The sequence below is a fragment of the Corynebacterium faecale genome, from assembly GCF_030408735.1.
In the GTDB taxonomy this organism is placed as follows: Bacteria; Actinomycetota; Actinomycetes; order Mycobacteriales; family Mycobacteriaceae; genus Corynebacterium; species Corynebacterium faecale.
This window is the reverse complement of sequence record NZ_CP047204.1, coordinates 2504893-2520377: the sequence shown is the minus strand read 5'-3', so window position 1 is coordinate 2520377 and position 15485 is coordinate 2504893. Positions and strand designations below refer to the sequence as shown.

Annotated in this window: 14 protein-coding genes; 9 read left to right on the top strand and 5 right to left on the bottom strand. The window is 59.0% G+C overall.

The features are described from left to right. Nucleotides 1-142: 142 nt before the first annotated feature. Nucleotides 143-3343, bottom strand: coding sequence for a Rib/alpha-like domain-containing protein (locus CFAEC_RS11490; protein WP_290276943.1), 3201 nt, complete (start codon nt 3341-3343; stop codon nt 143-145). Nucleotides 3344-3580: 237 nt separating this feature from the next. Further along, complete coding sequence (locus tag CFAEC_RS11485) at nt 3581-4462, bottom strand: HhH-GPD family protein (RefSeq protein WP_290276942.1); 882 nt, start codon at nt 4460-4462, stop codon at nt 3581-3583. 63 nt (nt 4463-4525) lie between these two features. On the opposite strand from CFAEC_RS11485, the gene CFAEC_RS11480 reads away from it, so the two are divergent. Both CFAEC_RS11480 and CFAEC_RS11475 read left to right on the top strand, forming a co-directional pair. Continuing rightward, nucleotides 4526-5149: a carbonic anhydrase gene (locus CFAEC_RS11480; RefSeq protein ID WP_290276940.1), complete on the top strand. Its 624-nt coding sequence runs from the start codon at nt 4526-4528 to the stop codon at nt 5147-5149. Between the two features lie 50 nt (nt 5150-5199). Then, a complete protein-coding gene (locus CFAEC_RS11475) occupies nt 5200-5925 on the top strand; it encodes a hypothetical protein (RefSeq protein ID WP_290276938.1) in 726 nt (241 codons plus the stop codon). Here CFAEC_RS11475 and disA read toward each other — a convergent pair. From disA to CFAEC_RS11460, 3 genes are all read right to left on the bottom strand, one after another. After that, nucleotides 5922-7001 (bottom strand): DNA integrity scanning diadenylate cyclase DisA, encoded by a 1080-nt coding sequence (disA, locus tag CFAEC_RS11470; RefSeq protein WP_290276936.1) that lies wholly within the window; start codon nt 6999-7001, stop codon nt 5922-5924. The genes CFAEC_RS11475 and disA overlap by 4 nt on opposite strands. Before the next feature lie 3 nt (nt 7002-7004). Next, entirely contained in the window at nt 7005-8399 is a 1395-nt protein-coding gene (radA, locus tag CFAEC_RS11465) for a DNA repair protein RadA (protein WP_290276934.1), read from the bottom strand. 108 nt (nt 8400-8507) lie between these two features. Then, nucleotides 8508-9077, bottom strand: coding sequence for a hypothetical protein (locus tag CFAEC_RS11460; protein ID WP_290276933.1), 570 nt, complete (start codon nt 9075-9077; stop codon nt 8508-8510). 409 nt (nt 9078-9486) lie between these two features. On the opposite strand from CFAEC_RS11460, the gene CFAEC_RS11455 reads away from it, so the two are divergent. The 7 genes from CFAEC_RS11455 (at nt 9487) to scrB (ending at nt 15361) form a co-directional block, all read left to right on the top strand. Then, nucleotides 9487-10083, top strand: a complete 597-nt coding sequence (locus tag CFAEC_RS11455; protein WP_290276932.1) for a CarD family transcriptional regulator — start codon at nt 9487-9489, stop codon at nt 10081-10083. A gap of 6 nt (nt 10084-10089) precedes the next feature. Then, nucleotides 10090-10836 (top strand): 2-C-methyl-D-erythritol 4-phosphate cytidylyltransferase, encoded by a 747-nt coding sequence (gene ispD / locus CFAEC_RS11450; RefSeq protein ID WP_290276931.1) that lies wholly within the window; start codon nt 10090-10092, stop codon nt 10834-10836. Continuing rightward, nucleotides 10829-11311: a 2-C-methyl-D-erythritol 2,4-cyclodiphosphate synthase gene (gene ispF, locus CFAEC_RS11445; RefSeq protein WP_290276929.1), complete on the top strand. Its 483-nt coding sequence runs from the start codon at nt 10829-10831 to the stop codon at nt 11309-11311. Before ispD ends, ispF begins: the two co-directional genes overlap by 8 nt. A gap of 93 nt (nt 11312-11404) precedes the next feature. Then, the gene (locus tag CFAEC_RS11440) at nt 11405-12121 is read left to right on the top strand and encodes a FadR/GntR family transcriptional regulator (protein ID WP_290279906.1); all 717 of its coding nucleotides are present in this window, start codon (nt 11405-11407) and stop codon (nt 12119-12121) included. A 19-nt stretch (nt 12122-12140) separates the two neighbouring features. Next, nucleotides 12141-13250 (top strand): N-acetylglucosamine-6-phosphate deacetylase, encoded by a 1110-nt coding sequence (locus CFAEC_RS11435; protein WP_290276927.1) that lies wholly within the window; start codon nt 12141-12143, stop codon nt 13248-13250. Between the two features lie 30 nt (nt 13251-13280). Continuing rightward, nucleotides 13281-14042, top strand: coding sequence for a glucosamine-6-phosphate deaminase (locus CFAEC_RS11430; protein ID WP_290276925.1), 762 nt, complete (start codon nt 13281-13283; stop codon nt 14040-14042). A gap of 17 nt (nt 14043-14059) precedes the next feature. Continuing rightward, nucleotides 14060-15361, top strand: coding sequence for a sucrose-6-phosphate hydrolase (gene scrB, locus CFAEC_RS11425; RefSeq protein WP_290276923.1), 1302 nt, complete (start codon nt 14060-14062; stop codon nt 15359-15361). The last annotated feature ends 124 nt before the right edge of the window (nt 15362-15485 follow it).

The window sequence follows — 15485 nt, the reverse complement described above, 5'->3', positions numbered from 1 at the left end:
GCTTCACGACGAAACCCCGCATCCATAGATGCGGGGTTTTTGTTCTGCCTGTGTTTGCTCACAGGACAACATTTGGGCTGTTTCAGGGCGGAATGTGTCGCTTTTCAGGCTCAGATGTTGTGCTGTGAGCGGAATCTAGCGCTTAGCTGGAGCCGAAAGAGCTTCCACTAACCGCCTGGGAGGGGGCTGGCTTTTCGTCCACGGGCTGTTCATTAACCGGCTCCGCGACGGCGGAGATACTTGCTTCCACGGTTTCTGAGGTGCCGTCTGGGTAGGTTATCAACACATTGATGACTGCATATCCAACCGACGATTCAAGCGAGGAAGCAGTGATCTTGCCATCAGCAGCAATGGTAAAGGTCCATCCCGCAGCCTGGGCGGTATTGAACTTGCGATCCTTCACGAGGGCGATGGTGGTGCCCGCGGGGAGGCCCGAGGTTACCGGGGTGATGGTGGTGGTGTCACCGGCAGCGATGGTGGTTGCTGGGTAGGTGACATCGTGGTTGCCAGCATGGTTCGTTGCAATCACCTCAATCGGTGCAAAAACCTGTTTCTGAGTGCCGTCAGGGTAGATAACCAGAACAGACACAGTAGTTCCAGAAGTGGAAGTGACCGGTGCGGAAACGGTTATCGTACCGTTGGTATCGGAATCAATTTCCCAACCAGCATTACGGGCATCTCCAAGGAAAAGGTCTTCTACGAGCGTGATGTTGGTGCCTGTGGGCAGGTCTGTGGTGTCTGGGGTGATGGTGGTGGTGTCACCGGCAGTGATGGTGGTTGCTGGGTAGGTGACATCGTGGTTGCCCGCATGGTTGGCGGGGTCGACGGAGATGTCGGCAGTGGTGTGTTCGAAGGTGCCGTCGGGGTAGGAGACGAGGAATGTAGCCTCGATCCCGCTCGTGGCGGTGATGGGTGAAGAAATGGTGAGGTTGCCACTTGCGTCGGCTTCGATATTCCACCCTGCGGTGCGGGCTGCTGCCAGCGTTTCGTCGTCCTCCAGGGTGATGTTGGTGCCTGTGGGCAGGTCTGTGGTGTCTGGGGTGATGGTGGTGGTGTCACCGGCAGTGATGGTGGTTGCTGGGTAGGTGACATCGTGGTTGCCCGCATGGTTGGCGGGGTCGACGGAGATGTCGGCAGTGGTGTGTTCGAAGGTGCCGTCGGGGTAGGAGACGAGGAATGTAGCCTCGATCCCGCTCGTGGCGGTGATGGGTGAAGAAATGGTGAGGTTGCCACTTGCGTCGGCTTCGATATTCCACCCTGCGGTGCGGGCTGCTGCCAGCGTTTCGTCGTCCTCCAGGGTGATGTTGGTGCCTGTGGGCAGGTCTGTGGTGTCTGGGGTGATGGTGGTGGTGTCACCGGCAGTGATGGTGGTTGCTGGGTAGGTGACATCGTGGTTGCCCGCATGGTTGGCGGGGTCGACGGAGATGTCGGCAGTGGTGTGTTCGAAGGTGCCGTCAGGGTAGACGACTTGGAAGGTTAGTTGGATTCCCTCAGTGGCGGTGATAGGTGCGGTAATGAAGAATTCGCCGCTGAGGTAATTGTCAATGGTCCAACCTGCATTGCGTGCATCGTCGAGATTTTGATCTTGAGACAGAAGCAATAGTGTGCCGTCAGGTAGGTCGGTGTTCTCAGGGAAGACGGTCAGGGAGCCACCGGCGAGAAGGATGGCAGGTGGGTAGGTAACCTCGTGAAGAACCGCTTGTTTTTCAGGAATGACCGTGATTCGAACTTGGGATTCCTCCGTGCTGCCGTCGTAGTAGTGAATAGTGAGGGGAAGCGTGATGCTTGTCGTTGCTGTCTGAGGAGCAGTTATATAGAGGCCGGTGTAGCCATTTCCTTCAATCGACCATCCTTCGTCTTGTAGCGCCGCAAACGCAGGGCTTTCGTCGATAGAAGTCGAGGCGTAGTAGGACCAACCACCCCACGCATCATCCGGAGTGACATAAATAGAATCACCTGCGTTGAGGACCACTTCGCTATATTCCACATCATAAAGAGCAGCGAGAAGTGGATTCACGAGTACATCGACGGCAACTATTTCTGAAGTACCGTCTGGATACGTAACGTTGACGTTGACGTTCACTCCGTCGGTTGCATCTGCAGGCACGGCCACAGAGATATTTAGATCATCGATGACATTGAATTCCCAACCAGCTGCTCGTAGGGCATCAATATTTTCGTCTTCTACCATCTCAATTGAGGTGCCTGGGGGCAGCGCTGCATCCGTTGCCCCATAGATAGTCCCGGTAGTTCCAGCCTGAAGATGGTAGTGCTCGAACTGCACGTCAAAGATTGTGTTTTGGTCCGCAGGGATAACGTCGATTTCTAGATTGGACGTGGTGGAGCTGCCATCTGGGAACAAAACGAACAATGGGATGGCGAGATCCTCGGTCCATATAGCTGGGACATCAATGGTGAAGGAACCGTCCCATGAAATGCTGATGCTTCCCCCGGCGTCGAAGAAGCTGGAAAGTGGCCCGAGGTCAGAAAGATAAAAACCAGTGTCTGAGGGCAACCCGGCTGCCAGGGAGTCAGTCGTACCGGTTGTCCCCGCCTGAACCGTCATCATCTCGAAGGAGGGCGTATACAATTCAGCATCGTCCGGTCCCTCGGCAAAGACAGTGGTGGAAATATTGTCTTTAGAGCCATCCGGGTAGGTTACGACGACCGGAACCTCGACTGAGCTTTCAGGGGCTCCTTCAGGAATTTCGACAGTGAGTACGCCAGAAGCGCTATCCAATTCAATAGTCCAGCCCTCGGCGCGTCGATCATCCACTTCGTAGTAGCCAGTCATGGAAAAAGATGTCCCGTCAGGGAACTGCGCACCATAATGGTTGCGAATGAAAGGTACAACCTCGGCCCGCGAACCGACACGCACATACGCATCGGGATAGGCCGCGTCGTGGGCGTGGGTGTCCTCCGGAATCAAATTGAGAGTTACTCTGAAGATTTCCGAGGATCCATCCGGGTAGTGAGCGGCCATCCGGAATGAGGTGGTCGTGATGCCCGGATTGGGCGTCATCAGGCTATTGAACCAGACTCGCAACTGCCCGTTATCTGGGGATAGCGATACCATGACCGCGCCTTCTGAGAAGACGGTGGAATCGTAGGACTCATGGTCAAATAGGGAAAAAGTGGTTCCGTAGGGGAGACCTGTTTCCGACTCGGGAGATAGATACACCCATGGGACTGCCCGAACTGCCGAATCGTCATAATAGGGCTGGTACTGATCCGCCATGGTTTCAGCGGCTGCAACAATAGGTGGCGTGACATTTGCAAAGGTGATCACACCACCGGATAATGCTGCCGCGGTCAGCAGCGACCACATTCTTCTGGATTTCACTATAGAAACTCCTATATAGAGCGGATATGAATATAGCCTAGTAATTCCCTTAGCTACAGCTGGCAACTATATTGCGCCCTAGGGATTTCTAAATAAAAAGTGTTAGTGAAATCGAACAGAATCTAAGTATATCCTTACGGAAAGGCGATTAAACCACGAAAAGGCCAGGGAGAATGGGGGAGGAATTCACCCCCCCACTTGTTCGAAAGCCTGCGACGGGCCACCTGGGAAGAAAAACTAACGCGGCAGGTGGAAGTTTCCGTTGGCATCCTGTTCAGCCAGGCCATCGGACAGGAGAGAAAACAGCGCCCGGGAGCGTTGCGCCTCATCGGGCCACACCACATCGATAGCCGCCTTGCTCACAGGCGCATCCGCTCCGCGTAGCACATCCATGATCAGGCCACGCACCTGCCGGTCGGTGCCGGCGAATTTCTGCACCCGCTTCTTTGCGGAGGCAAGTTCCTCATCGGATGGAGCCGGGCAGCCCAGGCGCTGCCATTCGCATATGTCCAACAACGGGCATTCTTGGCATTTCGGGGCTGCAGCAGTGCACACCAGTGCGCCCAGTTCCATGATCCCGGCGGAGAATTCGGGGCCGTTTTCTGCGGGGAGGATGGAGGTGACGTCGATAAGCTCTTTTTTAGAGGCCGTACCCTGCAGAAACCGCCCCTCGACCGCGCGCTTGTATACGCGGCGCACGTTGGTGTCCACCACCGGCACATTCTGCTGGAAGGCAAATGCCGCCACTGCGCGCGCGGTGTAATCGCCGATGCCTGGCAGGGCGAGTAGTTCCTCGACGGTGTCTGGTACCCGGCCACCATGCTTATCGACGATCTCCCGCGCACACTCCAGCAAGCGCAAAGCCCGTCGTGGATACCCCAATTTGCCCCAGGCGCGCAGTACTTCATCGGTAGATGCTGCCGCAAAGGCCTCTGGCGTGGGCCATTTCTCCATCCATTCCAACCAGATGGGTTCCACACGGGCCACCGGGGTCTGCTGGCTCATCACCTCGGATAGCAGAATCCCCCACGCGGAGGTATCCGGGTCGCGCCACGCCAGATCGCGGGCATTGATACGAAACCACTGGAGAATGGACTTGTGGAGGGCGTTATGTGACATGTCCCGGAAATTCTAACGCAGGGCAGTTCGCATCCCAAACATATGGAGTGAAACAATAGAGCCATGCCATTGAGAAATGTAGAACGTACCCCGGCTGCTGTCTGGGAGGCGCTGAAGACTGGTAACCAGCGATTCACCGAGCATCGGGGAGATCATCCCAATCAGGATGGTCCCCGACGTCAGGCGCTGCGTGAAGGACAGCGGCCCTCCGCTGTCGTCATCTCCTGTTCCGATTCCCGTGTTCCGGTGGAGATCATTTTCGACGTCGGACTGGGGGATCTCTTCGTGGTTCGTACGGCGGGTGAGATCCTTGACCAGGCCGTGTTCGGCTCGATTGAATACGCCATTGAGGCGCTGGAGGTCCCACTCGTCGTGGTCATGGGACATGAATCCTGCGGTGCTGTCGCAGCCACGGTTGCGGCCCTGGATGGTGGTGACATTCCGGGTGGTTATCAGCGTGTGCTGATTGAGAAGGTCGCCCCTTCGATCCTGGAGGCCCGTGGGTTGGGTAAGACCACCACCGAGGAATTCGAATGCCACCACGTCCTGGCCACTGTTAATCAAATCCTCTCCCGTTCTCCGGAGATCGCTGAGCGGGTTGAATCCGGTGAGGTGGGCATCGTGGGACTGCGGTACCGTCTGTCTGACGGGCTCACCGAGACTGTGATTACCCGCAACGCTGACTAGGAGTAGGTGGGGAAAACCAACACACCCACGTGTTGGTGCGTCCACCGGTGATGACCAAGGATAAGCTGATCTCTGTGGGAACGCCGAGACACAACGAAGTCATCTACAGGCGCCGCCGATTGGCTGCGCTTGTCATTCTGCTTGTCGTGATCGCCCTTGCGATCTGGGCGGTGGTCTCTATGGGTGGGGGGTCCTCTGAGGAAACCGAAACCGATAATGCGGCTGCTTCCCTGACGCTGGAGACCAGCGCCGTGGAAACAACCACCGAAGAGACCACTGAGGAATCCACCTCCACCCCGGAGGATGCCGCTGGATCATCGGTTGATGCAGCCGGGGGAACCACGGAAGCAGCCGAGACCACCGAGCCCACCGAGGCCCCTAAGAACTCATGTGAGCTCTCGGATCTGATCATCACCGCGGGCAGCAACAAGCCGACCTTTGACCCGGGTGAGGAACCAGAGCTCTACATGACGGTGGAGAACCCCACCGCAGCTGATTGCGACATCGACCTCAACGACAACATCCTGCGTTTCGAGGTCTACAATCTGGCCAACAACGCCCGCGTCTGGTCGGATGTTGATTGCAACCCTGCCGTGGAAACCGGAACCCGCATCTTCCCCGCAGGTGAGCAGCGCTATTTCCAGGCCATCTGGTCACGCACCACCTCCGCGCCTGAACAGTGTTCCAACCGCCAGCCCGTCCCAGCAGGTTCCTATTTCCTGCACACCGTCATCGGCGAGAACCCTTCCCAGGCACTCACTTTCAACCTGGGTTAACTCAACCGTCCCAGACCATCGGTGATGTGGCGGGCCCACAGGGAACCCACGCCGTCAATGGCTGCGATGTCATCAGCGGATGCGTGGGTCAGTGCATCCAGGTTGCCGAACGCGGTGATCAGCTTGTCCATGAGGAATTTCTGCACGCGCGGCACCCGGTTGAGGGTGCGGTAGCCACGGGGGACCACGGGTTCATCCAGGGCTTCCTCCGTCGGTGGCAGGCCGAGGATACGGGCGATGTTGGAGGGCTTCATCAAGGATTTATCATCTAATTCCGAGATGGCCTGTAGCGCTTCCTCCACTGATTCATCGGCGGGGATGCCGTCAGTGACCAGGTAGTCGGCGATGATGAACTCCCGCTCGCGGTCATTATCACCGCGCAACTCGGACAGCTGGATCTGGATCTGTTTGGCCTCCTTACCCAGTTCGAGCACGTTGGCGTCGATGGTCTCGCCGACCCGGCGCAGCATCTCTTCACGCTGGATCACCGAGACCACATCGATGGCCGTGGCATAGTTGTGCAGCTCAGCCATATGGAGTCGGGTGTTCACCTGATCCAGGCGGTCACGGTAACGCTCCATGGTGCCCAGTGCCTGGTTGGCGCGGTTGAGCAGGGTGGAGGGTTCCTCCAGGATGTGGGATCTGCCCTCCACGTACAGGGTGATGGTGTTCTGGGATTCCGATACCGCGATCACCGGGACACCGGTCTGCAGGGCGGTTCGCTCCGCAGACCGGTGTCGGGTACCCGACTCCTGGGTGGGCCAGGTGGGGGAGGGGATCAGCTGCACATTGGCGCGTTTGATGCGTTCGCCATCGGATGACAGAACAACGGCACCATCCATCTTGCAGAGTTCGCGCAGGCGGGTGGCTGCGAAGGTGACATCGAATTCAAAGCCGCCATCGCAGATGGAGGTGACGTTCTCTTCATCACCGATGACGATCAGGGCACCGGTATGGCCGCGGACGATGCGGTCCAGGCCGTCGCGGAGTGGGGTGCCCGGTGCGAGGCGCTGCAGGGTGTCTCGCATGGTGTGGACATCCTGGACATTATCCACAGGGGTGGTGGTGGGACTCATGGATCACAACTTTACAGCGGCCAGGGCATCGACCAGCGTTGATGCCTCGATAATTTTCAGTCCACTCCGTTTCACCCCGGAACCCGCAGGCACGATGGCCTTTTCATAACCCAGCCGTTCGGCTTCGGCGAGACGGCGATCCACATTGGGCACCCTTCTGATCTCCCCGGCCAGACCCACCTCGCCCAGCACCACGGTCTTGTCCGGCAGGGGTTTCTTGGCCAGGGCGGATGCGGTGGCCAGCGCCACTGCCAGGTCAGTTGCAGGTTCGCCGACCTTCATGCCTCCCACGGTGGCCACGTAGGCATCCTTGCTCTGGGTGGCACGCCCCGCACGCGCGGAGAGAACCGCCAGCACCATCGGAACACGGTTCGCGTCCAAACCGGTCACCACACGACGTGGATTCTTGGAGGGGGCATCCACCAGCAGGCTCTGAACTTCAGCCAGCAGGGGACGGACACCGTCCATGGCCACGGTTACGGCCGTGCCGTCCGGTGTGGAACCGTGGTGGGAGAGGAACAGCCCCGAAGGATCCGGCACCTCCTTGATGCCATCGGATTGCTGTTCGAAACATCCCACCTCATCGGTGGCGCCGAAACGGTTTTTGATGCCGCGTAGCATGCGCAACGAGGAATGACGGTCACCCTCGAAGTTGAGCACCACATCCACCAGATGCTCCAGAACGCGGGGGCCGGCCACATTGCCGTCCTTGGTTACGTGTCCGACCAGCAGGATGGGTACTCCGGAAGTCTTGGCCAGGGTGGTCAATGCAGCGGTCACCGCACGGGACTGGGCCACGCCACCTGCAACACCCTCCACGCCGGTGGCGTGCATTGTCTGGACGGAGTCCACGATGAGCAGGCTGGGTTTGAGCTGATTGACGTGACCGAAAACCACATCCAGGTTCGACTCCGCAGCAAGGTACAACGTGTCCTTCAACGCCCCGGTGCGTTCTCCCCGGAGACGCACCTGGCCCGCCGACTCCTCAGCGGTGACATACAGCGCGGTGCGCGTCCCGTCACCCTCCTTCATGGAAGCCCACCTGCTGGCCACCTCCAGGAGCAGCGTGGATTTACCCACACCGGGTTCGCCGGCCATGAGCACCACGGAACCGGGGACGATGCCGCTGCCCAGCACGCGATCCAGTTCACCGATGCCGGTGGAGATGCTCGTGGCGGTGGAGGCGACGATCTTCCCGATCGGGACGGCCGGGGAAGTGGGGGTCAGGCCAGCCGGGGCGGTTCCTGATACTGCGGCCTTGGCAGCGCCACCACTGGCACCGACGGTGCGTTCCTCCATGGAACCCCAGGAACCACACTCGGGGCACCGACCCAGCCATTTCGGACTGGAATAACTGCATTCGGAACATTCATGCACACTGCGTGCCTTTTTAACCATGGCACTCATCCTAAACTGTGCCCGGGACAAAAACGTGTTCGAATACTGTGGGGGCGTCGAAAAGCAAAAAAACCCAGGCCGGAGCCTGGGTTGAGGTGGAGGGTGAACCTAGTTGGAACCCTCGCCCTGCACACGGTCAAAGGTGCCGGACTCAAGCAGTGGTGCGGAGATGGCAGCGTCAACGGTGATGGAACCGGTGTCGAAGATGAACTCGACCGGCAGGTTACCGCCGTAGGCGAAGCCTGGGTTCTCCACCGAGGTGGCCACGTGCTGGGTGCAACCGGCGTCAGGTTCGACGAGCTTGTCCAGCTCCTCCTGCAGGTCTGCCACGATCATGCAGTTGCGGTTGAGGGGATCAGCACCGTCAATATCAACCTCGGCGCCGTCAATCGTGACGCTCTCCAAGGTGTGGGCGGTGTGGGAGGTGTCCTGGTTGATGGCGACAAACTTCAGGCCGGCCTCGCCCTCGTCGTTGACGTGGACAGTGACATCGCGGAGGGCGATAACGCCACTATCAACGTCGGCGCTAGCGCCATCAACAGCGTCAGCCTGGGTTGAGGTCTGGGTGACCTGTCCTGCACTGCAAGAAGCAAGCGCAAGCGCCGACAGTGCGGCAACAGTCATGATCGCGCCGCGGCGGGCAGCTGAATTCAGGGACTTCACGGATTCGTCCTCCACTTGGGTCAATATTCCAGGAACCATCCAGAAAAACTGGATATGCTGCAGACAACCCTAGTCCGTTCGGGCCGGTTCACACAGTTGGTTGACTTAACCGAGGGTGTAAACGGGGGCAAACGAAAGGGGCATAAAGTCCTGCCCGGAGATGATCCGGCGCGTGGGTATGTCCGAGGGGAAATGGTGCTGCTATCAGCTCATCATCACCCCGCCATCTCCGTGGAACGATCCGGCGGGCCCGATATGATAAGCATCTCATTGCGGTTGCCATCCGGGGCTGGGTAGGGAATCTCCACTTGGTCATTCATGGTAGAATCATGGCGGTTAAGGTCTGCGCTCATGGTGCCTGCACTGGCTGCCTGCGACCTGTCAGGACGAATAACATGGCGCACTGCCATGAAGAGGAGTGGGAATGGATTTCAAGGTCGGCGATACCGTCGTTTACCCCCATCACGGAGCTGCAATGATCACGGCTCTCGAACAGCGTGAGCTCAACGGGGAGACGATGGACTATCTGGTGCTCCAGATCAACCAGTCCGATCTCGTGGTCCGCGTCCCAGCCAAGAATGCTGAGCTCGTCGGAGTTCGTGATGTGGTGGGCGAGGAAGGCCTGCAGAAGGTCTTCTCCGTGCTGCGTGAAACCGATGTGGAGGAGGCAGGTAACTGGTCCCGCCGCTACAAGGCAAACCAGGAGCGTCTGGCATCCGGTGACGTGAACAAGGTGGCCGAGGTCGTGCGTGATCTGTGGCGCCGTGATCAGGACCGTGGACTGTCCGCCGGTGAGAAGCGCATGCTGGCCAAGGCCCGTCAGGTGCTGGTGGGCGAACTCGCGCTCGCCGAGACCGTGGATGATGCCAAGGCGGATTCCTTCCTTGGTGAGGTCGATGAGACCATCGCCCGTCACCGTGCGGATCTCTTCGGTGAGGAAGGCGGGAAGAAGGACGCCTTCGATGACTTCGATGATTCCGATGTGGATCTCGATGACCTGAGCTTCGACGACGAAGACTAGATCCCCGTGGTCAGGCTTCCCGTTGTTGCCCTGCTCGCGGCAGCCGGCCGGGGCACGCGTCTCGGCGGGCCGGTCCCCAAGGCGTTTGTGACGTTGCGGGGCCGTTCCCTTCTGGAGCGATCCCTGCGCGCGATGCTCACCTCCGAAGTGGTCGATGAGATCATCATTCTCGTCAGCCCTGACATGGAGGACTATGCCCGCGAGCTGCTGGAGAAGCGTGGCCTGCTCAGCGAACCGGAGGGCGTGCGGGTGCGCCTTGTCCACGGTGGTGGGGAACGTGCTGATTCCGTCTGGGCTGGCCTGCAGGCCATTGACCATGACGAGGCGATCGTGCTCATCCACGACAGCGCCCGCGCGCTCACTCCTCCCGGCATGATTGCGCGCGTTGCGCGCTCGGTCGCTGACGGATCCCCGGCGGTCATCCCGGTCCTGCCGGTTGCAGACACCATCAAGCGTGTCGACGGCTCGACGGTGGTAGGTACCCCCAACCGGGCCGAACTCCGCGCTGTTCAGACCCCTCAGGGATTCCGTCTCTCTGAACTCCGCGCCGCCAATGAGAAATTCTTAACCACTACCGAAGCCGGTTTCATCCCCACTGATGACGCCAGCCTGATGGAGTGGTCCGGGGTGGAGGTCACCTGTGTGCAGGGCGATCCGATGGCTTTCAAGGTGACCACCCCGATTGACATGATGCTCGCCCAACGGATCACCGATGAGGCGGAACCCACGATATTTGAGGTGCCAGGTGACTAACCCCATCATCCCCCGTGTAGGAATCGCGTCCGACGCCCACCAGATCGAGGCGGGCAAACCCTGCTGGATCGCCTGCCTCCTCTTCGAGGGGGCAGATGGGTGTGAAGGGCATTCCGACGGGGACGTGGTGGCGCATGCCATCGTTGACGCGCTGCTCTCTGCCTCCGGGTTGGGTGATCTGGGTTCCTTCGTGGGTGTCGGCCGTCCGGAGTATGACGGTGTCTCCGGCACCCAGTTGCTGGTCGAGGTGCGTGAACTGCTGGAATCCCGCGGTTTCACCATCGGCAATGTCGCCGCACAGCTGGTCGGGCAGACACCCAAATTCGGACCCCGCAGGGAAGAGGCGCAGCAGGTGATCTCAGAGATCATCGGTGCTCCATGTTCGCTGTCGGCCACGACCACGGACCATATGGGTTTCACCGGACGCGGTGAGGGCAGGGCGGCCCTGGCCACCGCAGTGGTCTGGGCGTCGTAAAGCTCAATCCTGAAACCCAAAGGCCACACCGGGGTGCAGCAGACCGGCTAACGTGGAACATGTTTTGTGACCGACAGGAATGAGGCGAGAAACATCACTGCACCTCGAAGACCCGCCCGCGCACGGTCGACCACCCAGGAAGCGGTCAGGGGAATCAAGCGCTATATCCGTGACCAGAATCTGCGGCCGGGAGATGCCCTTCCACCGGAGACCTTTCTCTGCGAGGAGCTCGGATGTTCCCGGTCAGCCATCCGTGAAGCGATCCGGACGCTGGTGACGCTGGATATCGTGGAGGTCCGCCACGGATATGGCACGTTCATTTCGGAGATGTCGCTTGAACCACTCATCAACGTGATGACATTCCGAGCGGTTCTGGATGCAGACACCTCCCTGGAGAATCTTCGTCACGTGGTGGAGACGCGGGAGATGCTTGACCTCTCGGTGGGGCAGGAACTCGTTGAGACCTTCTCGGAGGATTGGCGTGGTGAGCTCCTCGCGCTGGTGGACAAGATGGATGCGAACCACAAGCAGGGCGTTCCTTTTGCTCAGGAGAGCCAGAATTTCCACCTCACGCTGCTTGCCCGGATCCGCAATCCTCTGATCAGTGAACTCGGCGAGGCCTTCCGGCGGATCCAGTCGGAGTCCCAGGCACTGCTCGATCTGCCCATGCCGGATGACATGAACCGGGCGATCGAGGCCCACCGTGACATCGTGGAGGCACTGTCAGCACGTGATCCAGAGGCCTACCGCGTGGCTGTGCGCAACCATCACGCCCCGTTTCTCCGCATGATCGAGAACAGGCTGGGTTGATTCCCGGAGAGGCCTCCAGATGAAGATCGAAGGAAGAATTGTCACGCCTGATGGCGTCATCGACGGACACCTCATCGCCCACGATGGACGCATCACAGAGGTTCGCGGCCACCCGGCGCCCGATACCCTGAGTCCTGATGGCCCGACGATTGTCCCCGGGTTCGTGGATCTGCACAATCATGGCGGTGCAGGCGGTTCCTTTCCCACAGGCACGCTCGACCAGGCCCGCCGGGCAGCCCTCTACCACCGTGCACACGGCACCACCACCATGCTGGCGAGCCTCGTGTCGGCGTCCCCGGATGATCTCATCGCTCAGATCACCACGCTCATCCCACTCGCAGAAGAAGGCCTGATCCACGGATTTCACCTTGAGGGCCCGTATATCAACGCCAGCCGTTGCGGCGCCCAGAATCCGGAGTTTATCTACCCGGGCAATCCGACAGACCTCGCGCGCATCATCGTCTCCGCTGGTGGGTGGATCCGCTCCATCACACTGGCCCCGGAGACGGACAATCTCGAGGCATTGCTGGATCTGTGCTCCGCCCACAGCATCATCTGCTCCTTCGGGCACACGGATGCGGATTTCGATCTGACCTGTGCGGGTGTGGACAAGGCGCTGGCGCGTGGTCTGACGGTCACCGCGACACATCTGTTCAACGCCATGCCTCCGGTGCATCACCGCGCGCCCGGTGCGGCGGGTGCCCTGCTGCTGGCAGCCCACGAGGGGAGGGCGTATGTGGAACTGGTGGCTGATGGTGTGCATCTCCACGATGCAATGGTGCGGTTGCCGCAGACCAACGCATTTTTTGTCACTGACGCGATGGAAGCCGCGGGAATGCCGGACGGGTCCTATACGCTGGGGCGCCTTGACGTGACCGTCGTCGGCGGTGTCGCCCGCCTCACCGGCGGGCCCATAGCAGGCGGTACCACCACGTTGGCGCAGCAGTTCCGGCGCCATGTGGGCCGGGGTATGGCGCTTATCGACGCCACGACCTTCACCTCCACCACCCCGGCTCGGATCCTCGACCTCCCTGACCATGGCATTTTCGAGGGTGCTCCCCTGAATCTTGTGGTTTTGGACTCAAATGGCACAATACTTAAGGTTTGGACCCCCGGCCCGATACTCTAATTAAATACCCACTTAGTAAAGGATATTAAAATGGACATCTTCATTCGGGCGAATGCTCAGGAAGTCGGAGAGACCGCGGCGGGCGTCATCGCCCCATTTGTCAAGCAGGGCCGGACCATCGGCCTGGCCACCGGCTCGTCCCCACTGACCACCTACAAAGAGCTGATCCGTCTCTACGAGGATGGCGATCTCTCATTCCGCACGATCCAGGCATTCCTGCTCGATGAGTACGTGGGTCTGTCCCGCGAGGATGTCAACAGCTACTTCAAGACCATCCGCAACGAGTTCACCGCGCATGTGGATTTCGTCGACTCCAATGTCCACAGCCCGGACAGCACCGACCCTGATCCCTATCACGCTGCCGCCCTGTACGAGGAGAAGATCTCCGCCTCCGGTGTGGCCATCCAGCTGCTCGGTGTGGGCGTGAACGGACACATCGGCTTCAATGAACCGACCTCCGCCCTGCAGGGACCGACCAAGGTGCAGGCACTGCATCCACAGACGATCAAGGACAACGCGCGCTTCTTCAACTCCCTGGAGGAGGTGCCCACCCACGCCATGACCCAGGGGCTGGGCACCATCACCCGCGCGGAGAACATCGTGCTGGTGGCCACCGGCATGGCGAAGGCGGATGCCATCTGGGGCATCGTCGAGGGCCCCCTGACGGCGATGTGCCCGGGTTCAGTTCTTCAGCTGCACCCGAATGTGACCATCGTGGTGGATGAGGCGGCCGCATCCCGCCTCGAGCACGCCGATTACTACCGCACCATGGAGCAATTAAAGCTGCGCTAGAAACAAAAAGGAAAGTAGTGTGTGGGGCTATGCACACAGAACTTTCCAGTTTGCGCCCTGCGTACCATGTGACTCCTCCGCAGGGCAGGCTCAATGATCCCAACGGAATGTACGTCGATGGAGATACCCTCCACGTCTACTACCAGCACGATCCAGGTTTCCCCTTCGCACCAAAGCGCACCGGCTGGGCTCACACCACCACGCCGTTGACCGGACCGCAGCGATTGCAGTGGACGCACCTGCCCGACGCTCTTTACCCGGATGCATCCTATGACCTGGATGGATGCTATTCCGGTGGAGCCGTATTTACTGACGGCACACTTAAACTTTTCTACACCGGCAACCTAAAAATTGACGGCAAGCGCCGCGCCACCCAAAACCTCGTCGAAGTCGAGGACCCAACTGGGCTGATGGGAGGCATTCATCGCCGTTCGCCTAAAAATCCGCTTATCGACGGACCCGCCAGCGGTTTCACACCCCATTACCGCGATCCCATGATCAGCCCTGATGGTGATGGTTGGAAAATGGTTCTTGGGGCCCAACGCGAAAACCTCACCGGTGCAGCGGTTCTATACCGCTCGACAGATCTTGAAAACTGGGAATTCTCCGGTGAAATCACCTTTGACCTCAGTGATGCACAACCTGGTTCTGCTCCTGATCTCGTTCCCGGTGGCTACATGTGGGAATGCCCCAACCTTTTTACGCTTCGCGATGAAGAAACTGGCGAAGATCTCGACGTGCTGATTTTCTGTCCACAAGGATTGGACCGAATCCACGATGAGGTTACTCACTACGCAAGCTCTGACCAGTGCGGATATGTCGTCGGCAAGCTTGAAGGAACGACCTTCCGCGTCTTGCGAGGATTCAGCGAGCTGGATTTCGGCTATGAATTCTACGCACCGCAGGTTGCAGTAAACGGTTCTGATGCCTGGCTCGTGGGCTGGATGGGGCTGCCCGCGCAGGATGATCACCCAACAGTTGCACAGGAAGGATGGGTGCACTGCCTGACTGTGCCCCGCAAGCTTCATTTGCGCAACCACGCGATCTATCAAGAGCTTCTTCTCCCAGAGGGGGAGTCGGGGGTAATCAGATCTGTATTAGGTTCTGAACCTGTCCGAGTAGACATCCGAGGCAATATTTCCCTCGAGTGGGATGGTGTCCGTTTGTCTGTGGATCGTGATGGTGATCGTCGCGTAGCTGAGGTAAAACCTGGCGAATTAGTGATCGCGGACGATAATACAGCCATTGAGATAACTGCAGGTGATGGACAGGTTTCATTCGCTTTCCGGGCCTTCAAAGGTGACACTATTGAGAGATAAGTCATAAAAAGGGTCTTTTGTGGCGAATTGTACAAATACTTCGCAAAATCCCTTGATCGGACACAAATAAACAGGTTTAATGTTGTTTAGCTTTTGAACAAACATTCATGTCTGAATATTTTTG

Coding starts and splice junctions, on each gene's coding strand:
- CFAEC_RS11485 (WP_290276942.1), bottom strand. CDS start 4,462: ATGTCACATAACGCCCTCCACAAGTCCATTCTCCAGTGGTTTCGTATC.
- CFAEC_RS11480 (WP_290276940.1), top strand. CDS start 4,526: ATGCCATTGAGAAATGTAGAACGTACCCCGGCTGCTGTCTGGGAGGCG.
- CFAEC_RS11475 (WP_290276938.1), top strand. CDS start 5,200: ATGACCAAGGATAAGCTGATCTCTGTGGGAACGCCGAGACACAACGAA.
- disA (WP_290276936.1), bottom strand. CDS start 7,001: ATGAGTCCCACCACCACCCCTGTGGATAATGTCCAGGATGTCCACACC.
- radA (WP_290276934.1), bottom strand. CDS start 8,399: ATGGTTAAAAAGGCACGCAGTGTGCATGAATGTTCCGAATGCAGTTAT.
- CFAEC_RS11455 (WP_290276932.1), top strand. CDS start 9,487: ATGGATTTCAAGGTCGGCGATACCGTCGTTTACCCCCATCACGGAGCT.
- CFAEC_RS11435 (WP_290276927.1), top strand. CDS start 12,141: ATGAAGATCGAAGGAAGAATTGTCACGCCTGATGGCGTCATCGACGGA.
- CFAEC_RS11430 (WP_290276925.1), top strand. CDS start 13,281: ATGGACATCTTCATTCGGGCGAATGCTCAGGAAGTCGGAGAGACCGCG.